Here is a 21,824-nt window from a genome sequence, read left to right as displayed (position 1 = left end):
TTCCAGGTTGGGTATGAGAAGCGCTAACCGGGAACACAGCATGCAAGGGTCGGGAAGTTCAGCTGCAAGCAACATGGCCGTTGATGAGTCCAGAATTCCTGAACCTTCTAGAGCAGCCTCACTTGCGTTCCGATTTCAACGATATCGAACAATCTTTCGATGTTCTCATTGTATATTCCGACACAACCATTTGAGGCGGGACGGCCTATCTTTTCAACCAGATCAATCCCGTGGATCCGGTAATATTGCCAACTTAGGTTCAGCGCCCGCGAACCAAGGGGATTGTCCGGACCCGGACCAATTGATTGAGGAAGTGTCGGGTCGCGCTCACGCATATTCGGTGTCGGAATCCAGGTGGGATTTCGGCGCTTCAAGACTATCTCGGTATAGCCGCGGCGGGTTAATTCTTCACTCATGGGCACCGAAGAAGGGTATACGAGATATAGGCTTTCGTCTTCTGACCAGTAATGCAGGACGCGGGCCTCCAAATCGCAGAGAATTGCCCCCTTTCTCAGGTGTTGGAAGTGGTCTTGCCAGCGCTGAGAGCGAAAACTCGCTGTGTTGTGGCGATTTGGTGCGGAAGGCGCGATCATCGTGACTTCTTGGGCCCGCAAGACGGCTGGAGTCGCAAGGGCAGCCATTCCGGCTGCAACGAAAGTGAGGATGTCGCGCCGTGTTGAAAGACCGGTCATCAAGCTTTTCCTTTTCTTAGTCGGCGATCGTCATAGTCCACCAGAGCCTGTTGCCGGGCTCCTGGAACACGCCAATGCCAATGCGTTGTGCTTCCGGATCGAGGAGCAAAGCTCGTTGAGCGGAGTTGCCCATCCAAGTCGCAATTGTCTGAACTTCGCTCTCATAGGTCTCTGAAACCAGCTCTCCCAGCACATTGCCAGAGAAGCCGGCGCGTCGGGCGCGGTCCATCGGTGAACTTCCATCTGCGCCGAAGTGCCAGGCGCGGCGTTGCTGCGCCATAGAACGAGAATGCTCGTCCGCTGCTAATATGAGTGCAGGCTCGAGAACTACCGCAGCAACCCCGGAAGCGCTTCTGGTGTTGTTAACTGTTTCGAGTGCACGCTGCCGTACATTGGCAACATTCTCAGGTGTTACAGAATATATCCCTTGAACTGACGAGCCAGAATCATCAAGCCGAGGCGGCGCAGACGGGTTCAATTGGGCACATGCTGAGAAGGTGAGCAGCGCAGCAATACCCAGTACTCCACGAAACATCGTCGCGGTAGGAGCCCGCATTTTGGTCGGGGAACCCGACTGGGTGATGGTTTCATTCCTATAGTTCATCAGACGTATATAGGCCTTCAGATCATTTTGTTCGGAAGACCCTGTAATTCCTCTAGCCACATGAGGTTCAAGGCCGGGATGCCCGAAATCCTGCCGCATCACGGAAATTTCAGAATCTGTGCGAGATGCCGGCAGAGGCCGCTCAGATACCCTCAACCTTCTTGATCCGAGGAGTAGCCTGTTGCGAGGCGCCCTCTTGCAAGAGCGTCCATGTCGATGGCGCTCGCGATTTCCTGTGTCGGAACTGCATCGTCTTCGAGTGGATCAACTGGTCGGCCGTCAATCAAGACCTCGTAGTGAAGGTTGGGGCCACTCACTAGGCCAGTTGCGCCAACCGCACCAATACGATCTCCCGCGCGAACGCGAGTTCCGGGAGCCATCCCTTCAGCAAATGCGGAGAGATGAGCATAGCGTGTAGTCACGCCACCACCGTGGTCGACATCAATTGTCAATCCATAGCCGCGGATGGTGCCGGCGTATACAATTCTGCCCGCCCCTGTTGCATTGATGGGCGTTCCCGTCGGCGCGGCATAATCAATGCCTGTATGCATGCGGCGCCCACCCAATACCGGATGGTTGCGGTTCCCAAAAACTGAGGAGAGCCGCGCGCCCATGATCGGCGGAGCACTGCGCTGGACGAGTTCACCGTCTTCGAACAACAGGACCGGGCTGGCAGCGTCTGTCGCCACCAGTTCGTAGTCATGGCCGCCAATGGTCAGTCTCGAGTAAGAGAGGCGTGGTTCCCCGGCAATGCTGCCATCCGGCAGGATGTCTTCTTGCCAGATCAGGGCGAAGGCTTCACCGCCTCGCAGGTCGCGCCTGAAATCGACCTGACCCGCCATCAGCGCGGTCAGGTCCACAGCGAACCGTGGTGGAGCTCCAATACTGACCAGCGCATCATAGAGCGAACCGTTCAGAACGACTGTCTCTTGCCGGCCCCGGGTTGTTGTTTCTGGTTCAAGACGAACCGCTTCAACCTCGCCAGTGAAGGAGAGAGATACTTCGACGCCATTGCCTACGAGGAGTTGGAGCGACTCTAGGCGAGAATTGTCGTCGCGTCTGGTCGTCCAGCGCAACACGTTGCCTGGGCGCAAATCGCGGATATCATACACGCCGTCCAGCGCGAGAGCGGCTTCAGCGCGGTCGGATGGCGAGATGCCGCCCTGCGCCAACAGCCTGTCAAGAGAGTCCCCTTGCGCGATAGTGATCTCAGCGGACTGCACCTCAACGGCTGCCCCAGTCTCGATTTGCTCGCTCGCCAGTGGCTCTGCATGTAATGGGGCCGCCAACAGAAAAGCGAGCAGCGGGACGGTCAGTTTTGTGGCCATCTGGCAGGATGTCCTTTTCAGGTCAGGATGCGACGGATTTTAGGAATGGCGAAGGCGGGGTCTTCGTGGAAATCAATGATGCCCGCAAAGCGGCCATCGGGCCGGAACAGAAAGACGCCGGCGGTGTGGTTCATCGTATAGTCGCCATCTTCGCGCGGCATCTTTTCGTACCTCACTCTGAAGGCTGCGGCGGTACGGGCGATCTCATCCGGTGTTCCGGTCAGTCCCGTGATGCGGGCATCAAACAGACTTACATAATCGGCCAGTACCTCGGGGCTGTCGCGCTCGGGATCCACGGTGATCAGCGCGATGGTAAGGGCTTCCGCGTCCTCACCCAGTTCTTCCAGCCAGTCCGAGATGTTGATCAGCGTTGTCGGGCACACGTCGGGGCACCAGGTAAAGCCGAAGAAGACAAGCGCCGGTCGCCCGATCCAATCCCCGGGGCCGACAGGCACACCCCGTTGGCTGGTCAGGCGCCAGTCCATTTCATTCAGTGCCAAAGGCAGTGGCGATGCGTCTGTCTGCGGTGGGTTCCGCCGGCTGCGCCAGGCACCCAGAGCCAGCGTGCCGGCTGCGGTAGCGACCACCGCTGCGGCACCGAGGATCAGCTGTCGTCGGGTTGGCATGCCGGCCCCCTGGCAGCATAGGCGGCAATGCCGACATCGATGGTCACTTCTCCGGAACGTTCGAATATCAGGGTCATGGGGAAACTCTCCCCTTCGGCCAGCGCGGCGGTCAGGCCCATGAGCATCCCGTGAAAGCCGCCCGGCGCGAGGCTGACCGTCGATCCGGCAGGCACCGGAATGTCCGAGACATGTGGCATGGTCGCTACGCCGTCGGTCACGACCGTTTCATGCAGCATCGGCATTTCGGCCAGCGGCGTAGAGATCGCCGTCAGGGAGTCATCCACGCTGCCCGCGTTCGCGATCTCGACATAGAAGACGGCGGGGCGGGCCGGGCCGATGGTTGCGCGCGACCAGGCGTTGGTGAGGGTCAGATCACCACTTTGCCAAGAGGGGCAGCTTTGGGCAGAGGCGGCGGATGCCGTCATGCTGACAGCCAGTGCGGCCAGGAGATACTTCATACCTCAGAATCTTTCTTTCAGATCGGCGAGGATCTCGGTTGCCGAGGTGCCATATGCAAACTGGCGCAACCATTGCCCGTCAGGTGCAACGAGGAAAAGGCCGGGACTGTGCGACATGGTGTAGCCATCGGGCGCGTTTTCATCATCTTCCCGTGAGAAATAGATGCGAAAGCTGTCGGCGGCGGCCTGGGTCGCAGTTGGTGATCCCGCAAGACCCAGGATCTGCGAGTGGAATGCTGCAGTGTAGTCGTCGATTCCAAGCGCTAGGTCACGTTCGGGGTCGATCGATATAAACACTGGCTGAACGGAAGCGGCCTGTGGCCCAAGGTCATCCAGAACCTGTGCGGCCTCGGCCAGAGTTGTCGGGCATACGTCGGGACAATTTGTGAAGCCAAAGAAGACCAGCAGCCAGCGACCGCGGAATTCTTCGCTGTCGCGCAATTTACCCGAACTGTCCGGCAGGCTGAACTGGGGCAGGAAATCTGCGCTCTCGATGGTTGGGGGCGTTTCTTCGGACCAGAGCCCTGACTTCAGGATGGCGAATACGAAAGAGGCCAGGATTGCTGCAATCCAAAGAGCTTTTTGAATTCTGCTCAACCGTAACATACGTTCAGAGCTCCAGGTATCGAGCGAACGCTATGCTCAGGACCACAGTGAGCAGAAAGAACGCGATTGCGAAGCCAGCCGCATACTGCAACATATCAAGCCGGTTGCCTCCCCTCTTTTTCGCGAGAAATGCCCCCCATATAGCTCCAATTGGTAGTGCTATTAGCGCGAGCATCGGTCTGCCTCTGTGGCCACGAGCATATTCTCCTGCGATCAAAGTTATTTCGTCTGGTCCGAGGGTTCGCCTACAACCTCAAGCAACTAGAGGATCAAGTGGAAAAAGGGTCCCTCACGGCTTTGTCACAAGGCGCCGCAATCATTTATTCTTCGGACTGCTGCAGGTGCACGGTCGGAAATGCATAGCGTATGGTGAGAGTGAGGTTATTTTCTTCAACTAAATCTGAAAATAGCACCCAACTGATCCAGCGCATCATAGAGCTTGGTGTCGCGATCATAGACATCCTTTCTGAAGTGAACGCCGCCGCGTGCGGTGGTAAAGGCGGTACGATACTCCAGATGAACTGGAACGGGTTGCTCCAGTTGTATGCGGGTTTGCCTCTGACTACGCAGTGTCGACTGGAACAGTTCGATCGGGTCGTCGCTCTGGCGCGACAGAAGCTCATATGCGAATTCATGTGGCTCTCTCAGGCGGATGCACCCGGCAGAGAAAGCTCTCAGCTCATTGTTGAAAAGCTGGCGCTCGGGGCTGTCATGCAGATAGATTGCCCACGGGTTGGGGAACATGAACTTGACTGTGCCCAATGGGTTGGTTGGTCCTGGAGCCTGGCGCAAGCTGTAGGGGAAGGTGCGCGCAGTATAACGCGAGAAGTTGATCGAACTCCGCGGGACCACGCGCCCTGCACTGTCGATGACGTCGAGTTGGCGCGCTCCGCCGCTGACGAGGCTATTCCAGTAAGTTCGCGCAACGATCGAGCGCGGTAGGGTCCAGTCCGGGTTGACTTCCAAGTAGGTCATTTGGTGTGAGAATTCGGGGGTCTGTGTGTCGTTTGGGCGGCCGCCGATGATAGAAACCGTATCCAGCGTCACCAGATCATCGTCCATGATCTGGGTGGTGAAATCGGCGAGGTTTACCCAGATGTGGCGCTGCCCTCGGGGTATGTTCAACCATCGCTCTCGCTCGAGTGCCACTGTGAGGGAACGGAGCCGAGCCTCCGGAGAGATGTTGATTTCCGCCAGTGTTGCTGCGTCCGCGACGCCGGTTGCCGCGATGCCGTGGAAGCTTTGAAAGCGGGCGACAGCAGTTTGAATTCGATGGTCATAGGTCGCAACAGCAGTGCGGGCGAGGTAACCCATCTCTATGAGCCTGTCTCGCAGCGCGACTACCGCTCCTCCCAGATCGCCGGGCCGTAAACTCAGAGAAGTCACCGCAGGGCCCCAGCCACCCTGGATGATTTTCTCACGCAAGTGATAGATCGACCGCAGCAGGCGTGCGTATTCAGGGCAGGATGGCACCATATTGCGGATGAAGGCCGCCGGTTCGGCCATGGCGAAATCGTGCATCAGGCTGGCGACATCGGGGCGGGGAAGGGTTCGGACAATTTGGGGGATGATTTGTATAGGATCCAGAACGCCGCTCCCCAGGTCGCGGGCATATCGCACAAAAAGCTTCGAGGTCCGAGCTTCAATCCTTGCACGGTCCCGTTCTGATGAAACTGCATGGTAACCAGCAATCAGCCCCTCAAGGTCGTACTGACCCGTCGGCAATCCTTGATCTCCTGCCTGGGAGAGTGCTGTCACGAAAGCTGCCCTGCGCGCTCCGTGCTCGGATCCTGTCCAGACCGGCATATAATTGGTGTTACGGTAGAAGGCAGACAGCCCGGGGTCGTCTGCCACACTCTCTGCAAGTACCATGCTGAAAGCTGGAAGAGTCTGTGCGAGTGCTCTGCCGGGCAGCAACCCAGTCAGCCCGCTCGCGGCCATCAAACTCAGAATGCTCCGTCTTGAAGCCTGACTGCTTCCTGCGTGCCTGCTCATCAGAACCTCCTCCGTCGTCACTTTCAAAATGTCAGCACTGCTATGCCGACACGGTGACCGGACAGAAAACCAACAGCAGGACGTGCCCACCTCACGGCGGTGGGTGCTGACTTCGGGGTGGATACGACCTCTAGTTACTCGAGGTTCAAGCAGGATATTGCCGTCCTTGCTTGGGATCACGGGGAAATGAGCGCCCGTGATCTCTGCGCAAGGAAGCGTCTCGGCGCGCCTGACCTGCGGCATTACAGGGCACAACTTTTCGCGAATCCCGCAGTCCAACCGACAATCGGTTGCACAAACCTCAGGGCCGACACCTCATAAACTGCGAGGCATATGCCCGAGATTTCTACTGGCTGTCTGTCGCCTCCTGAACCGCATTTCGGACCGCCCTTGAAAGGCTGTCGAAGCTGACCTGCTCAAGAGGCTCACCATTCAGGTAGAAGGTCGGGGTAGCCCTTACCCCAAGCGCTTCGATGTCTGCGCGATCCCGATTCAGAAGTGCGACTGTCCCCGGCGAACGTGTTTCGACTTCACGTGTAGAAATGTCGAGGCCCTGTGCGGCAGCTACCTGCCAAGCGAAGTCCATGTTAGGGCCATCATGCAATGCCCAGTTCGGCTGCGACTCGAACAGCGCGTTCAGAACAGGCTCAAACAGGCCCTGCCGGCGGGCTGCCTCTAAGATCGCGACAGCTTCGTCGGATCCCTGATGAAAGGCCGCATAGCGCATAACGATCCGGAAGTGCTCGGGGAATTCCTTGAGCAGTTGTGACAGAACCGGGTGGAAGGCACGACAGGCTTCGCAGGACGGATCAAAGAACTCGACCAGAGTGACCGGCGCGTTTTCGGGGCCGAAGGCCACGGCACCTGGCCTCAGCAAAAGCGCATTGATGTCCGGGATCTCGGCCGCGCGCCTGGCTGCTTCCGCCAGAGCCTCTTTCCGGCGCTGGTCCTGAATATACCAGGAACCGCCGGCGAAAGCCGCCACGCCGGCTGCGAGTGATCCAATGATAATGGTCCGTCGGTTCATTTTGCGGGTCCTTTCGGCAAAAGCAGGAGGAGAATGGCGAAGAAGGACGCCATCGACAGATAGGGCAGTGACAGGCCAAGAACCGACTGCGCATCGCGGTCGGTGCAGGAAGGCCCGGTTTCACTGCAGGGGATGATCGGCTCGGCTATCAGCCCGGAGTAGAGCCCAGAATGCCAGGCCGCGATCAGCAGCCCGATGCTTGCCAGTGTCAGTGCGTAAAGGCGGCCCGCAGAATCGTCGCGCCAAAGTGCGATGGCCAGGATCGCGGTGATTGGGAACATGGCGATCCGCTGATACCAGCAAAGCGTACATGGCCGTTGACCAAGGACCTCCCCGATGAACAGTGCTGAAAGCGTCGCGATCAGTGCGATTATGAAAGCGAGGCTCATTCGCGAGTTCAGGTCAGGCATGGGGTCTCTCATTTTGTCGGGGGCGGAGGAAGCTGGAGAGCAAGATCAGCGCGACGCCGAGGAAGATCGCGATATCGGCCCCGTTGAAGGTTGGCCAATGCCAGTCCCTCCAGTAGAAATCCAGGAAATCGGTCACGGCACCCTGACGCAGCCGGTCAAGGATATTGCCGGATGCCCCCCCGGCTATCAGCGCGAAGCCAACTCGCTCCGGGGTGGCAGTTGCACGAACACCCATCCAGATGAGGCCGAGCGTGATTGCGCTAGTCAGGGCAGCCATCAGCAGAGGCTTGTCGGCCATGAAGCCCCCCAACATCCCGAAGCTTGCGCCGGTATTGAACCCGAGGGTCAGATTGAAGCCCGGCAGCACCGGGACGGGCAGGCCCGGGGACAGGCCCGTCAGGGCGGCGGCTTTGGTTGCCTGATCTGCGGCGAGTGCCACAAGCGCCACGATCAGAAAGACAGGAAAGTTTCTCACGCTGCACCACTCTTCCGGCCGATCCAGCGCGGAACGTGGCGCATATATCGGGCATAGTCTTCTCCATGGGTGGCAAGCAGCAGGGTCTCTTCGCTGCTGATCTGGGTCTTGGCAGCCCAAAGGAAAATGACCGGGGCTATAGCGGTTGCGAGACCAGGTAAAGCGAGTGCAATGCCGATCAGTAGCGACGCCTGACCCAGAAAGGTTGGATTGCGCGACAGAGAGAACAGCCCGGTGGTGACCAGGGAGCTACTCTGTCCTGCGGCAGTTCCGACCCGCCATGAGGTGCCCATATCTGATTGCGAGGAAAGTGCGATGAACGCACCGATCCATGCCGCGGCTGCGCCGGCAAGGCCGGGAATGAGGATGCCGTACTCGCTCCAGAGCGGATCGCTCTTGTGTAGCCATGGGATGCTTTGCCAGAGGAGCGGCCCCAGGAAGGCCAGTGCGAAGGCGGCTCTGAACCCAAGCGCTGCCAGCCTGTCTGGACCACTTGTCTCGGTGAACAGCCAGACCCGCTGTCCATGCTGTGCAAGTCGAAGGGTGCCGATGAAGAAGAGGACAAGATAGGTTGAAAGGGCCGCGAAGGAGGCCCATCCCATGAGTGAAGGCATCCGGTTCAGCCTTCCTTTGCGGGGTCAAACCGCAGCAGCCGCAGCGCGTTGATCGTCACCAGCACCGTTGCGCCTGTATCGGCAAGGATCGCGATCCACAGGCCGGTGATGCCCAGAACCGAGGTGACAAGGAACACGGCCTTCAGGCCCAGGGCGAGGGTGACGTTCTGGCGGATATTGCCCATGGTTGCCCGCGCCAGCCGGATCAGCGCCGGCACATCAGCCACCCTATCGCGCAGGATTGCGGCATCGGCGGTCTCCAGCGCCACATCGGTGCCCGATCCCATGGCCACCCCGACCCCGGCCTGTTTCAGCGCCGGTGCGTCGTTGATACCGTCCCCGATCATCATGACGCCACCCTGCTGACCCATCTCGCGGATCACACTCAACTTATCCTCAGGCATCATTTCCGCTCGGAAATCCATGCCCAGCTGGCCTGCAATGGCTTCGGCGGTGCGGGGGTTGTCGCCGGTCAGGATGACAGGGGCGATGCCCATGGCTTTGAGTTGCCGCATCGCGTCACCGGCATCGGCCCGCGGCTCGTCGCGCAAGGCGATCAGCCCAAGCGGCTGACGTTCGCGGAAGACGGCCACGACAGTCTTGCCCTCAGATTCCAATTCCGTCGCCCGTCGGATATGGTCCGTTGCGATCCCGGCGGCCTCCGAAGCGTGGCGGGGCGAAGAAACCCAGGCTTTTGAACCGCCCACCAGGGCCTCGACCCCCTTGCCGACAATGGCGCGGGCGTCGCTGGCGGGCAAGGCTTCGACCCCGGCATCTGCGGCGCGGCGCAGGATCGCCTGCGCAAGCGGGTGCGAAGATCCGGTCTCGACCCCGGCAGCCACCGCCAGCAGATCGCTCTCCGCCACAGAGGGCGCAGTGACGATGTCCGTCACTTTCGGCTTGCCATGGGTCAGGGTGCCGGTCTTGTCAAAGGCGATGCGGCTGACCTTGGCCGCAGACTCAATCACTGCACCACCCTTCATCAGGAGGCCCTTCTTCGCCCCAGAGGACAGGGCAGAGGCAATCGAAGCCGGGACCGAGATGACCAGCGCACAGGGGCAGCCGATCAGCAAAAGCGCGAGGCCGCGGTAGATCCAGGTGTCCCAATCGCCGCCGAAAGCCAGCGGCGGGATCAGGATCACCAGTGCGGCCACCACGACGATGGCCGGCATATACCAGCGCGAAAAGCGGTCGATGAAACGCTCGGTCGGGGCGCGGGCATCCTCGGCCTCTTCGACCAGCTTGATGATCCGCGATATGGTGTTGTCCGAGGCGGTTCTGGTGACAGAAATGCGCAGCACAGCTTCGGTGTTGATCGAGCCGGCAAAGACTGTCTCCCCCGGCCCACGCGTGACCGGGACGCTTTCCCCGGTGACGGGGCTTTCGTCGATGCCGCTGGTTCCTTCGACGATTTCACCATCCGCCGGGATGCGGTCACCGGGGCGGACCAGCACGCGCGCACCGACTGTGAGGGTTTCGGCCGGGACTTCGGTCGTCTTGCCGTCGAACTCCAGCAGGGCGGTTTTGGGAACCAGATTGGCCAGCGCCCGGATGCCGTCGCGCGCCTTGCCGGCGGCAACGCCTTCCAGCACCTCGCCCACGGCGAAGAGGAACACCACAAGCGCCGCCTCTTCCGCCGCGCCGATGAACAGGGCGCCGATGGCCGCGATGGTCATCAGGCTTTCGATGGTGAAGGGCTGACCCGTCCGCAGCGCCTCAAAGGCGCGTTTCGCCACCGGGGCGACCCCGATGACGCAGGCGAGGGTGAAGGCCCAGTAGCCATATTCGGCATTCGTCAGCAGTTCGAACGCCCAGGCAAGACCAAGCAGCAGGCCGGTGAAGATCACCAGTCGCCCTTTGCCGGTCTGATACCATTTCTTGCCGCGAGCCGCCGGATCGTCATGCACATGGCCGGGGCTGCCATGACCGGAATCGTCGCCTCTGGCAGCCCTGGCCGCAACCGGCGGGGCCGAATGCTCATGGCCACTGCAAGCCGGCCCTTGGACATGGTCGCCCGCCGCATGTGCGTGATCCTTGTGGTCATGATCCTTTTCATGGTCGTGATCCGCGCAGTCCGGCCCGTGCACATGCGGCGCCTTCCTAGCTGTTGGGACGGAGGCGGGGACAGCCCCGGCCGCCGCATTGCGCGGCGCAATCTGATAACCGAGCCGCCGGACGGTATCTTCGATATGCGAGGCCCCGGTCGTGTTCGGCGCAAGGTTCAGGGACAGACGTTCGGTCATCAGGGCGACCTTGACGTCACTCACTCCCGGCAAGCGCTCGATCGCCTTCGTCACCTTGACCGTACAGGAGGCACAATCCATGCCGCCGACCGTCCATTCAAGCCGTGATGGGCCGTTCATCCCAAGCCTCCCGCCCGGGTCCACCCGGGTTAATTACTCTCGCCGGGTCCGATGTGTAGGACCTCCAGCTGCTATAGCTTCAAGGGGTTTCTTGAGCAGATGCGATGAACTTTTCTTGAGGGCGGCCATTTCCGCACAAATGCCAACTTCGCAATAAATTGAAGTTCGCGCTCTGCGGCGAATTGTCAGAGACATAATGTCCAATCGCCAAATCCTGTCTGGTTGAGGAGATATCTGGTGACTGGACGAGGCCGTTTCGGAAATGGGACTCGCAAACGCGCCATACGGATAATCCCGTGACAATCAACCGATCTATTCATCCAGAGAGCCATGCGCTCTTAATCAGGGCGAGATCTCCGATCAGCCGAAGAGCGGTTGCGTTTTCGGTTTTTTCTGGGCTTGTCTGGCCGATGCAGGCTGCACTGATTGCCTGGGTCATATCCGATCTTATCGCCAGCGAGATGCCAGGCTGGTATATTGCCCCGTGGCTCATCTTGCTCAGTGGCTTGCGCGCTGGTTTGGACTGGATGGCCGAGGCTGGAAGTCAGGATGAAGCGTCCCAGATCATTGCAGATCTGCGGCTTCAGTTGCTGGAGGCGGCGGTTTGGCGCTCCCCCTCGGGACCAGGCGAGGATGCGGCCGCACAGGCTGCCCTGATGGGCGAGAAGGCGGCGATGCTCCGCCCCTGGCTGGAGAAGTTCCTGCCCGCAATGGGCCGTGCCAGGATCGTGCCGGTGGCGATCCTGGTGCTGGTTGCCAGCCAGAGCTGGACGGCGGCGCTGGCACTTGCGGTCACCGGGCCGCTGATCCCGGTCTTCATGATGCTGATTGGCTATGCGGCGCAGGCGGCCTCGCGCGATCATCTGGTCGAAGCCGGAGCGCTGAACCGGCTGCTGATGGACCGGATCGCGGCCCTTGCCGAGCTGCGGCTTCTGGGCGCCGTGGGTCAGGCCGGGGCCGATCTGGAAATCCGTGCCTCGGATCTGCGCTCGCGGGTGATGAAGGTTTTGCGCCTCGCGTTCCTGTCCTCGACGGTGCTGGAACTGATGGCTTCGCTCGGGGTGGCGCTGGTTGCGGTGCAGATGGGGGTCTCGCTCCTCGGGCTGGTGTCCTGGGGTGGTTGGGGCGGACCGATCAGCGCCTTCGGGGCGATCTTTGTCCTTTTAATCGTGCCGGATTTCTATCAGCCGATGCGGGATCTGGCGGCGTCCTGGCATGATCGGGCGGCGGCTCTGGCGGTGCTGGGCGAGGCGCGGGCCGCGCTGGCGCAGGGGATGCCGCGCATCCTTGGCGAGGGCGCGGCACCCGCCGCCCGCTGCGAAAGGCCCTTTCCGCTGCGCTGGCAGGGTCTGGTAATCTCACCCGGACAGGGTGCCGCGATTGCTGTGCCGGACGGATCCCTGTTGCCTCGGACCGCCACGGCGGTCACGGGGCAAAGCGGAATCGGAAAGTCCACATTGCTGGGCACGCTTGCGGGGCTGCGCCCGGCACTCTCCGGCACCATCCACTTCGGCGATGTCCGGCTTTCGGACGCGACGGTTGCGGGCCTGCGCGGCGCGACCGGCTGGCTGCCGCAGCAGCCGCGCTTTCCGGCGATGAGCCTGCGCCGCTGGCTGCGCCTTGCCGCACCGGATGCCACCGACGAGGCCCTGATTGATGCGCTGCACCGCGCCCGCGCTGGTCATGTCCTGGCGTCGTTGCCGCAAGGCCTCGGCACCCGCCTTGGCGAGACCGGCGGCGGTGTCTCTGGCGGCGAGGCGCGCAGGCTGATGATCGCCCGCGCGTTGCTTGCCCCTCCGGCGCTTCTGCTGGCGGATGAGCCGACCGCGGACTTGGACGCGACCTCCGCGCAGGAGATCACCGGTGCGCTTCTGGCGCTGCGCGGATCGGGCAGCGCGCTGCTGATCGCGACACATGACGCGCGGCTTGTCGGGGCGATGGATCATGTCATCGCGCTGCACGCCGGGGGGAAGGCCGCATGAGACATCTTGCCGCCGTCATCCGGGAACTGAACGACGGCAATGGCCGGCATCTGCGGCGTGCGGCCGTTCTGGCGGCGATGGTGCCACTTGCGGGGGCAGCACTTCTTGGCCTGTCGGGATGGTTCATCACCGCATCCGCGATGGCGGGTGCGGCCGGGCTTGGCCTTGTCTTCGACTTTCTGCGCCCCTCGGGTGGCATCCGCACGCTGACGCTGATCCGCGCCTTCTCGCGCTATGGCGAGCGGCTGCTGGGGCATGATGCCACGCTGCGGGCGCTGGAACGGCTGCGGCTGCGGCTGTTCCGTGATCTTTCCGCTGTGCCGCTTCATACGCTGGCGCGTCGGCATTCCGCGCAGATGCTCAACCGGCTGACCGCCGATGTGGAGGCGCTTGAAGGGCTGCTGATCCGTCTGGTCTTCCCGACGTTTGCGGCAGCGCTGTCGCTGCTGATCGGGCTTGGCGTGATTTGGATCATCGGCGGAGGGGCGCTTGCCGGGGCCTTGGCCGCCATCTGGGCGATGGGAGTCCTGTGCCTTGCGCGGCTGGCCGGGGGCGGGCAGCGCGCCGATGCCCGCCGGGAAGAGGCGGCGCTGCAGGCGATAAGGTCGCGTGCCGCCGGGCTTTTGGCGCTGCGCGGCGATCTGCTGATGCAAGGGCTGCTGGCGCAAGGTCTTGATCAGGCAAAGGCGGCGATCGCCCGCGCTACCGTGGCGCGCAGCGGCCAGAATCTGATGGGCCGTCTGGCAGGCGTCGTGATACACCTCGTACCGGGCATGGCGATTGCCGCAACCCTGGTCTTGGGGGGCAGCCTTTCACCGGCGCTGCTGCTGACGGTGATCCTGATCAACCTGGCATTGACCGAATGCCTTCGGCTGTTGTGGCGAGGCTGGTCCGAGCGCGGGCGGATCGAACTGGCGGCACGCAATCTTGCGCGGCGGCGGGCTGATACCCGACCGGCACCCGATCCGATGTCCGCGCCTGCCCCCCTGCGCTCCGGAGCGTCGCTGCTGGCAGTGCGTCAGCTTGTGGTGCACGCCCATGGCAGCGGCAGGGTGCTGAGCGCGCCTGTGGATTTCACGCTGGACCCTGGCGAGACCCTGGCGATCCATGCTCCGTCGGGAGCCGGGAAATCCACCCTTCTGGCAATGCTGGCACGCGCAGCCGCGTCAAAGCCGGGTGAGATCACCCTTCTGGGTCGCGATCTGTGCCAATGGCCCGAGGCCGATCTGCGCGCCGGGGTGACGCTGGTGCCGCAGCGGCCCGCGCTGATCGCCGGATCGCTGGCCGACAATCTCCGCATTGCCGATCCGCAGGCCGGTGATGCGGCACTTGCGGCCGTGATGCAGGCAGTGGCCCTGTCGCATTTTCTCACAACGCCCGAAGGGCTCGGGCGGCAATTGGGCGAGCGGGGCGCTGGCCTTTCCGGCGGCGAGACCCGGCGTCTTGCGCTGGCGCGCGCGCTGTTGCGGCAACCGGACCTCCTTCTGGTCGACGAACCGACCGAGGGGCTGGACCCGGCCAATGCGGCCGCGGTCCTGCAGGGTTTGCGCGCATATCTGCCCCGGTCGGGGATCATTCTCGTCTCGCATCGCGAAAGCGATCTGGCCGGTGCCGACCGGCGCCTGCAACTGCCTCCGGCTGACCGTGACAGTCGGATGCCGCCAGCCGCACCACCCCTTCACCACATCACACGCAGGGGCGCAGCGCCCCTCAAAAAGGAGGCCACCGATGGACATTGATGTCGTTGACCTGTCACGACTGCAATTCGCCGTGACGGCCATGTACCACTTCATTTTCGTGCCGCTGACCCTTGGCCTGTCGCTGCTCGTGGCGATCATGGAGACGGTCTATGTCATGACCCGCCGCCCCATATGGCGGCAAATGACGAAATTCTGGGGCACGCTCTTCGGCATCAACTTCGTGCTGGGCGTCGCCACCGGGATCACGATGGAATTCCAGTTCGGCATGAATTGGAGCTATTACAGCGTCTATGTCGGCGATGTGTTCGGGGCCCCGCTGGCGCTGGAAGGTTTGATGGCCTTTTTCCTTGAGGCGACCTTTGTGGGCCTGTGGTTCTTCGGCTGGGACCGGCTTTCGGCCCGCGCCCATTGCATCGTGGCCTGGTGCGTGGCGATCGGCAGCAATTTCTCGGCGCTGTGGATCCTGATCGCCAATGGCTGGATGCAAAACCCGGTCGGCGCGGTGTTCAACCCCGATACGATGCGGATGGAGATCGAGAGCTTCTTCGAGGTCATCTTCAACCCGGTCGCCCAGGCGAAATTCGTCCACACCGTCAGCGCGGGCTATGTCGCGGCCTCGATCTTCGTCATCGGGGTGTCCAGCTGGTTCCTGATCAAGGGGCGCCACACCGAACTGGCGCGGCGTTCGATCACGGTGGCCTGCTCTTTCGGTCTGGCCTCGGTCATGGCGGTGATCGTTCTGGGGGATGAAAGCGGCTACGAGACCACCCATGCGCAGCGCATGAAGCTGGCCGCGATGGAGGGGATGTGGGAAACGCAGGCAGCCCCCGCATCCTTCACGCTTTTCGGCCTGCCCGACCAGGAGGCGCGCGAGACGCGCTATGCGGTGCATGTTCCCTATGTGATGGGGCTGATCGGCACGCGGTCGCTGACCGAGGAAATTGCCGGAATCGAAGATCTGGTGAAGGAGTCCGAAGAGCGTGTCCGTTCCGGCATCATCGCATGGGACGCGCTGCAGACCATCCGCACCGAGCGCGCGGACACGCCGCCCGAGGTGCGCGAGATCTTCGAGGCGAACGGCGGCAACCTGGGTTACGGCATGCTGCTGATGCGCTATGTCGAGGATCCGCGCGATGCCACTGAGGCACAGATCGCCCAGGCCGCCGCAGATACGATCCCGACGGTCTGGCCGCTGTTCTGGTCCTTCCGCATCATGGTCGGCGCGGGTTTCCTGATGCTTGGCTTTCTTGCCTATATGTTCTGGCGCACAAATTTCCGCCAGGGGCGCTATCCCACGTGGGTCCTGCGCGGTGCCGTCCTTATGGTCCCGGTGCCCTGGATCGCCATCGAGGCCGGCTGGTTCGTGGCCGAGTTCGGGCGCCAGCCCTGGACGGTGGACGGTCTGCTTCCGACCTTCCTGTCGGCAAGCCGCCTGTCTGTCGCCGATCTTCTGATCACGCTGGCGGGCTTCGTCGCGCTTTACACCGTGCTTCTGGTGATCGAGGTCCGGCTGATGCTGGCCGCGATCCGCAAAGGCCCGGTGCAGGATGCGGTAGAAACCGATGCCTGGAACAAAGCGCATCAGGCCCGCCTGTCCGGCGTGCTTGCCACCGATATCAAGCCAGCGGAGTGACCCGAGCATGATCCTGCATGAGTTTATCAGCTATGAGGCACTGCGCCTGATCTGGTGGGGGCTGATGGGGTTCCTTCTGATCGGCTTTGCGATGACCGATGGCTTTGACATGGGGGTTGGCGCGCTGTTGCCCTTTGCGGCCCGCACCGATGTCGAGCGGCGCATTGCCATCAACACCATCGGCCCTGTCTGGGAAGGCAACCAGGTCTGGCTGATCCTTGGCGGCGGAGCGATCTTCGCCGCCTGGCCACCGCTTTATGCGGTCAGCTTTTCGGGGTTCTATCTTGCGATGTTCCTGATCCTTGCGGCGCTGATCCTGCGGCCCGTCGGGTTCAAATACCGTAACAAGAAAGAGGATCCGAAATGGCGGACCCGCTGGGACTGGGCGCTGTTCATCGGTGGCGCGGTTCCGGCGCTGACCTTTGGCATCGCGGTCGGGAATGCGCTGCAAGGCGTGCCCTTCCAACTGACAGAGATGATGGTGCCGCTTTACCCGGGCAATGCGCTGATGAAGCTTCTCGCGCTGCTCAATCCGTTTGCGCTGCTGGTTGGCATGGTCAGTCTGACAATGCTGATCACCCATGGCGCGGCCTGGCTTTCGTTCAAGGCGGAAGGCATGGTCGCGGTCCGGGCACGCCGGATCGGGGTCGTGGCCGGGGGAATTGCGATCCTCGGGTTCCTGGCGGCCGGGCTCTGGCTGGCGGTCGGTATTCCGGCCTATCACTATATTGGCGCTGTTGATCCCGCAGGTCCGTCCAACCCGCATCTGACAGCGATGACACGGGGAGGTTCCTGGCTTGCGGCCTATCAGATCCGGCCCTGGATCGCGGTTGCGCCGGTGCTGGGGGTGATCGGTATCGCCCTGGCCGCCTTTGGCCTGTCACGGGGGGCTGGCGGCTGGTCGCTTCTGGCCTCGAAACTGGGCATTTTCGGGGTCATCTCGACCGTCGGGCTGACGATGTTTCCGTTTATCCTGCCATCCTCGCTGGATCCGAAATCTTCGCTGACCGTCTGGAATGCCTCATCGTCGCACCAGACACTGTTCATCATGCTCGGTGCCACGCTGTTCTTCATGCCCATCATTCTGGCCTATACCGCCTGGGTATACCGGGTGCTCTGGGGCAAGGTGGGCGCAGACGAGCTGACAAAAAATCCCAATGCCTATTAACCCGGAAGGAACTCTGAAATGTGGTATTTCGCCTGGATGCTGGGGCTGCCCGTCGCGGCAATGTTTGCAGTGATAAATGCTATGTGGTTCGAAATGAGCGAAGACAGGCGCACATCCGGTTCGGATCAGCCCCAATGAGGTTAAGAAATTAATGCTGATTGAAATGAAGTGGAGCTTTCGGCTCCTGTCGACCGAACTGGTGTATTGTCTACCTTAGTTTGCAAGATGAAAGCTATCGCGAGCTGTTACTCAAGCATAATGATTTTAGATTTCCGGACGGAGTTTGCTCAGATGCAAGCTCCGTCTTTTTTTCTAATTGGGTCAGGGGCGTTAGAGTTTCAGGTTGCGGCAGATATGCGATCTTCTCCGGGATACAAGAATGCTGTAGACCCTGGTGCAACATGATCATAAAGGTCGATCACGTGGGCCATTACCATTCGCACGCAGCCCGAACTAGCGCGCGAGCCGATGGACCTTTGCGCGGGCGTCCCGTGGATCCGAAGGTAGGTGTCGCGATTACCTACGTAGAGATAGAGTGCGCGTGAGCCGAGTGCATTTGTTGGCCCCGGCTCGACACCACCCGCGAACCGTCCATATAGTTCTGGTTCACGGGAAATCATGTTTTGGGTTGGCGTCCAGTGCGGCCATTTGACTTTGCGCTTGATCGTGTATGTGCCGGGTTCGTAAAGGTTTCCCCTGCCGATCGCGACACCGTATCGCATGGCAGTGCCGTCAGACTGAATGTGGTAAAGGTACCTGGCGACCGCATCGACATGGATATCGCCCGCCATCAAGCCGTCATTTGCTTCGACCCGCCTGGGGAGGAAGCGAGGATGGATCCCCCAGGGATTGCTTGTCGCCGGGTCGTAATTCGCAGGTGTGACCTGAGCATCCCAAGCCGCCATTTGCGATTCGGAAGGCCAGCTATTTGCAAATACCGGGTCGGCGAGCGGCGCGGAAAACAACGCTGCAGTCGTTGCGATAAAGTGGCGTCTGGTCAGCATGAGCCGCTACGTCCTTCAATCTTGCATCTGTGGGAACTGCCCCGCAACTGGTCCGCGTCGCAATTCACTTTTCAGTGTTGCCGAGGGAGAGACGTTCTCGCCCGGTCAGTTCTTTACACCTGCATGCAGTGTTTCATCGGCCAGTCCGTCGATAATCGAGCATTCCGATCGACTGTCCCCATTGCAGCTGTGAACGAGGTGCTGGAGAGTGTTCCTCAACTCCATCAACTCTTTGAGCTTGTCGTCCAGATCCGCCAGCTTCACCATCGCGAGCGCCTTCACATCGGCACTCTGGCGATCGGTGTCATTGTAAAGCGAAAGCAGCTGGCGGCACTCCTCCACGGAAAAACCCAGGCTGCGTGATCTCTTTAGAAAGCGGAGGCGGCTGACATCCGATGCAGAGTAGTCCCGGTATCCATTGTTGCTTCGACCTGCAGTCAGCAGGCCGATTTCTTCATAGTAGCGGATCGTTTTTGCAGGAAGACCTGACCGTTCCGATGCAGAACCGATGTTCATGATGTTCTCCTGAGCTTGCTTCGCTCCTGATATAGGGCTTCCAGTCACGGGAACCAACCGTTTTGAACTACCACCGCAGTCAGGCAATCTTCGGATGTTCCTCTTCGGGTGTGAAGAACACGTCCGCATGGATATTTGCCGCAGGCACGCCCCGCTCGGTCAATACGGCATAGGCAGCGTCCACCATGCCCGGAGGGCCGGCGACATAGGCGCGCGCATCTGCCAGGCTATGGTGATCGAATGCCAGCGCATCTGTGACAAAGCCGGTTCTGTGGCGCGTCGCTGCAGACTGGGATAGAACGGGAATGAAGGTCAGGTTGGGAAACTGCTTTGCCAAGTCCTCGAAATGGTCGACGAGATAAAGATCTTCTTCTCGCCTGACGCCAAAATAAAGGCAGATCGGCTGCTTCATACCGGCGTGCAGGGCGGTCTCGACAATGGACCTGATAGGCGCGAGCCCACTCCCGCCCGCCAGCGCGATGATTGGCCCGTCATGCGCATCGCGCAGCCAGGCGGAGCCGCAGGGGCCCTCAATTTCAACTCTATCGCCGACAGCAAGGTCGCGGTGAATGGCGGTGCTGGTTTTCCCGTCCGGAACATGTCGGACATGGAGTTCGACGATTGCTTCATCCGGACGGTTTGCCATGGAATAGCTGCGCATCGGTGCATCCGCCATGGTCAGGTTCAGGTATTGGCCTGCGGCAAAGCGGAATTTCACCGGCGCCTCCAGCGCCAGCCGCAGTCGCATGATGTCATGCGTCATCTTGTCCCGGGCGATGACCTGCGCCTTTTGGCGGATGGCGGGCTTTTCAATGAATTCATCATCCAGCCAGGCGACGGTGACATCGGTTTTGGGAACCGCGCGGCATGCGAGAATTTGTCCCGAGTCCCGCTCCGCGGCGGTCAGGGCGAAGGGAGAATGCTGTAGCATCTCCACCTCGCCGCTGAGAAGTTCCGATTTGCACGAACCACAACGCCCGGAACGGCATCCATGGGGAAAAGGGGCACCGGCGCGCAGGGCGGCTTCCAGAACAGTTCCGCCCTCCGCCACGGGCACGCGGCGGTGGATCTGGGGCAGGGAGACGGTTTTCATGCCTCGGCCGCTTTGCCATCGAGCTTGAGCAGAGCGGAGATGTTCTTCTTCTGTTCAGCAAAGACGCCGTAGAACACGTGCTCATTGTCGATCACGGTCACAGGGGCCACGCGCACGCCGGTGCGGCGCTTTGCCTCTTCTGCGACTTCGGCCCGTCTCAGGTCGTGTTCCGTGAAGGACAGCCCCTCCTGGGCAAACCAACGCTTGAGCGCGAGGCAGTCGGGGCAGGTCGGCGTTGTGTAGACTTCGATTCTGTAGGTGCCGGACATTCTGGCTCTCCACCTGTTTGTTTATCTGAATCAGCATGTTGTTCGGCATGTCGTCATGCCGGATGATTTGCATGACGGCAAAGCTAGTGCTTCCAGTTACTGGAGGGTCAATGGGGCAGCGCTCGCTGGACAATTTTTCATGCTCGTTCTGCGCGCTGCGCCGCAGCGTTGCGACCGGGTATTCTTGCCAAGCCGGAGCTTTGGATGACATGAGTTGAAGTACGGACATGTCGCGTGCGCCCGAAGCGGACGGCCATTCAGTTAAAGGACGAAGCGCGATGAGCACCTTTGACTGAAGGCCGCCAAGCCTCCCATCATGCCAAACTGCGGAACTGCCGTCGCATCCGGGAAGCGTCCAATCAGGCTGTGGCCCAAGGAGACATTTTGCCGGTATCCCCTTGCCGCAACATCACGCCAACCGGCTGACCCGAAGAAAAATGGGCGCAGTTGCCCCGGTTCCGAGAGCGTACAAGCTGATTCTCGGCCAGAGCAGCGCGCCAAAGCTCAGGGATCGAACGAGTCCACGGTCTTTGGACCGACATCCATGATGCTATTCCTTGCTGGCTCGAACCTGCTCACTGCAGGCCGGCGGGCCAACAATCTCGGGCCTCTCCCGTTTCTGACATTGATCATGGCCCTGCTGCTCTGGTGCAGCAATCGCTCGAGAGCGGGCTGAATGCGTAAGGCCTCGGCCGGATCCGGTACCCCGTTGCAGTTGAACTGCGGTGCGGCAGATACAGGGAGGTTGTGCAGATAAACTATTGCCTTTGAACGCAGATTTGCCGTCCGGCTGCTGTATTTAGCGGCAGTAGAGTTGTCTCGACCTGACCTGCGTGCTCATACCAATAGCAGTTGTCGTCGGGCATCAGGCGAGCCGTTTGGACGTTTTGATAAGGTGCGGCCAGCGCAACAATGTTCTCGGGAACAGGTGGTGGAGTTACGGGGCTCTGCTCAGTTTGCAGCGTACATGCACCAAGCGCCGAGGTCGCTGCCATCATGCCGAAAATCTTCAGTTTCATCGAGTTGTTCCCGTTGGCTTTGTCATGGTCCCGAGCAGAGATTTCATCTGGACGACTGATTGGTGAAACCGCAACCCGCTGGTCCTGGCAATAGAATCCCCTGCCTTCGCCAGTCTTGCTATGTGGCAAGCCGACTCAGGCAGTCAGCCTGCGGACGCTTCGCTTCACATCGACAAAATCTACACAGATCAACGGTTCCCATGATTGGAACGGGGGATTTCCGCCGATTTTTCTGTGGGGTT

The 21,824-nt window shown here is 61.0% G+C and carries 22 protein-coding genes; 5 read left to right on the top strand and 17 right to left on the bottom strand.

The annotated features are described in order from the left end of the window. Window positions 1-107 precede the first annotated feature (107 nt). The 12 genes from JC607_RS21630 to JC607_RS21575 form a co-directional block, all read right to left on the bottom strand. Window positions 108-692, bottom strand: coding sequence for a L,D-transpeptidase (locus JC607_RS21630; RefSeq protein ID WP_174213246.1), 585 nt, complete (start codon window positions 690-692; stop codon window positions 108-110). A gap of 16 nt (window positions 693-708) precedes the next feature. Continuing rightward, window positions 709-1,395, bottom strand: a complete 687-nt coding sequence (locus JC607_RS21625; protein ID WP_174213245.1) for a CAP domain-containing protein — start codon at window positions 1,393-1,395, stop codon at window positions 709-711. 53 nt (window positions 1,396-1,448) lie between these two features. Further along, window positions 1,449-2,624, bottom strand: coding sequence for a M23 family metallopeptidase (locus JC607_RS21620; RefSeq protein ID WP_174213244.1), 1,176 nt, complete (start codon window positions 2,622-2,624; stop codon window positions 1,449-1,451). Window positions 2,625-2,641: 17 nt separating this feature from the next. Beyond that, a complete protein-coding gene (locus JC607_RS21615) occupies window positions 2,642-3,250 on the bottom strand; it encodes an SCO family protein (protein WP_198838868.1) in 609 nt (202 codons plus the stop codon). Then, complete coding sequence (locus JC607_RS21610) at window positions 3,229-3,708, bottom strand: copper chaperone PCu(A)C (RefSeq protein ID WP_174213242.1); 480 nt, start codon at window positions 3,706-3,708, stop codon at window positions 3,229-3,231. The genes JC607_RS21615 and JC607_RS21610 overlap by 22 nt, the downstream gene beginning before the upstream one ends. 3 nt (window positions 3,709-3,711) lie before the next feature. After that, window positions 3,712-4,314, bottom strand: coding sequence for an SCO family protein (locus tag JC607_RS21605; protein WP_174213241.1), 603 nt, complete (start codon window positions 4,312-4,314; stop codon window positions 3,712-3,714). Window positions 4,315-4,704: 390 nt separating this feature from the next. Continuing rightward, window positions 4,705-6,309, bottom strand: a complete 1,605-nt coding sequence (locus JC607_RS21600; protein WP_174213240.1) for a murein L,D-transpeptidase — start codon at window positions 6,307-6,309, stop codon at window positions 4,705-4,707. 346 nt (window positions 6,310-6,655) lie between these two features. Continuing rightward, window positions 6,656-7,336 (bottom strand): thioredoxin domain-containing protein, encoded by a 681-nt coding sequence (locus JC607_RS21595; RefSeq protein WP_174213239.1) that lies wholly within the window; start codon window positions 7,334-7,336, stop codon window positions 6,656-6,658. Continuing rightward, complete coding sequence (locus JC607_RS21590; RefSeq protein ID WP_174213238.1) at window positions 7,333-7,746, bottom strand: disulfide bond formation protein B; 414 nt, start codon at window positions 7,744-7,746, stop codon at window positions 7,333-7,335. The genes JC607_RS21595 and JC607_RS21590 overlap by 4 nt, the downstream gene beginning before the upstream one ends. Continuing rightward, window positions 7,739-8,221: a signal peptidase II gene (gene lspA, locus JC607_RS21585; RefSeq protein WP_347233365.1), complete on the bottom strand. Its 483-nt coding sequence runs from the start codon at window positions 8,219-8,221 to the stop codon at window positions 7,739-7,741. The genes JC607_RS21590 and lspA overlap by 8 nt, the downstream gene beginning before the upstream one ends. Continuing rightward, window positions 8,218-8,835, bottom strand: a complete 618-nt coding sequence (locus JC607_RS21580; RefSeq protein WP_174213237.1) for an isoprenylcysteine carboxylmethyltransferase family protein — start codon at window positions 8,833-8,835, stop codon at window positions 8,218-8,220. The genes lspA and JC607_RS21580 overlap by 4 nt, the downstream gene beginning before the upstream one ends. 5 nt (window positions 8,836-8,840) lie before the next feature. Continuing rightward, window positions 8,841-11,198 (bottom strand): heavy metal translocating P-type ATPase, encoded by a 2,358-nt coding sequence (locus tag JC607_RS21575; RefSeq protein WP_174213236.1) that lies wholly within the window; start codon window positions 11,196-11,198, stop codon window positions 8,841-8,843. A gap of 296 nt (window positions 11,199-11,494) precedes the next feature. Between JC607_RS21575 and JC607_RS21570 the strand changes: the two genes are divergently transcribed. The 5 genes from JC607_RS21570 to cydX are packed head-to-tail and all read left to right on the top strand — an operon-like array spanning window position 11,495 to window position 17,819. Continuing rightward, complete coding sequence (locus JC607_RS21570; RefSeq protein ID WP_347233364.1) at window positions 11,495-13,180, top strand: ATP-binding cassette domain-containing protein; 1,686 nt, start codon at window positions 11,495-11,497, stop codon at window positions 13,178-13,180. Further along, window positions 13,177-14,919: an amino acid ABC transporter ATP-binding/permease protein gene (locus tag JC607_RS21565; RefSeq protein ID WP_174213234.1), complete on the top strand. Its 1,743-nt coding sequence runs from the start codon at window positions 13,177-13,179 to the stop codon at window positions 14,917-14,919. Before JC607_RS21570 ends, JC607_RS21565 begins: the two co-directional genes overlap by 4 nt. Next, window positions 14,909-16,513 (top strand): cytochrome ubiquinol oxidase subunit I, encoded by a 1,605-nt coding sequence (locus tag JC607_RS21560; RefSeq protein ID WP_174213233.1) that lies wholly within the window; start codon window positions 14,909-14,911, stop codon window positions 16,511-16,513. The genes JC607_RS21565 and JC607_RS21560 overlap by 11 nt, the downstream gene beginning before the upstream one ends. Window positions 16,514-16,520: 7 nt before the next feature. After that, window positions 16,521-17,681 carry a cytochrome d ubiquinol oxidase subunit II gene (cydB, locus tag JC607_RS21555; protein WP_174213232.1) on the top strand — a complete coding sequence of 387 codons (1,161 nt, stop codon included), beginning with the start codon at window positions 16,521-16,523 and terminating at the stop codon, window positions 17,679-17,681. A gap of 18 nt (window positions 17,682-17,699) precedes the next feature. After that, a complete protein-coding gene (gene cydX, locus JC607_RS21550; protein ID WP_174213231.1) occupies window positions 17,700-17,819 on the top strand; it encodes a cytochrome bd-I oxidase subunit CydX in 120 nt (39 codons plus the stop codon). Between the two features lie 200 nt (window positions 17,820-18,019). Here cydX and JC607_RS21545 read toward each other — a convergent pair whose 3' ends face one another. The 5 genes from JC607_RS21545 to JC607_RS21525 all read right to left on the bottom strand — a co-directional run bounded on the left by JC607_RS21545 (window position 18,020) and on the right by JC607_RS21525 (window position 21,582). Next, window positions 18,020-18,685, bottom strand: coding sequence for a L,D-transpeptidase (locus JC607_RS21545; RefSeq protein ID WP_174213230.1), 666 nt, complete (start codon window positions 18,683-18,685; stop codon window positions 18,020-18,022). A gap of 105 nt (window positions 18,686-18,790) precedes the next feature. Then, window positions 18,791-19,201: a Cu(I)-responsive transcriptional regulator gene (cueR, locus tag JC607_RS21540; RefSeq protein ID WP_174213229.1), complete on the bottom strand. Its 411-nt coding sequence runs from the start codon at window positions 19,199-19,201 to the stop codon at window positions 18,791-18,793. A gap of 79 nt (window positions 19,202-19,280) precedes the next feature. After that, the gene (locus tag JC607_RS21535; RefSeq protein WP_174213228.1) at window positions 19,281-20,294 is read right to left on the bottom strand and encodes a 2Fe-2S iron-sulfur cluster-binding protein; all 1,014 of its coding nucleotides are present in this window, start codon (window positions 20,292-20,294) and stop codon (window positions 19,281-19,283) included. Further along, window positions 20,291-20,563 (bottom strand): glutaredoxin family protein, encoded by a 273-nt coding sequence (locus JC607_RS21530; protein ID WP_174213227.1) that lies wholly within the window; start codon window positions 20,561-20,563, stop codon window positions 20,291-20,293. The genes JC607_RS21535 and JC607_RS21530 overlap by 4 nt, the downstream gene beginning before the upstream one ends. Before the next feature lie 758 nt (window positions 20,564-21,321). Further along, window positions 21,322-21,582: a hypothetical protein gene (locus JC607_RS21525; RefSeq protein WP_174213226.1), complete on the bottom strand. Its 261-nt coding sequence runs from the start codon at window positions 21,580-21,582 to the stop codon at window positions 21,322-21,324. Between the last annotated feature and the right edge of the window lie 242 nt (window positions 21,583-21,824).

Origin of the sequence: Paracoccus sp. IB05 (genome assembly GCF_016405985.1) — a bacterium.
In the GTDB taxonomy this organism is placed as follows: domain Bacteria; phylum Pseudomonadota; class Alphaproteobacteria; order Rhodobacterales; family Rhodobacteraceae; genus Pseudogemmobacter.
The sequence above is the reverse complement of the archived record's forward strand: the minus strand, read 5'-3'. Positions and strand labels throughout refer to the sequence as shown.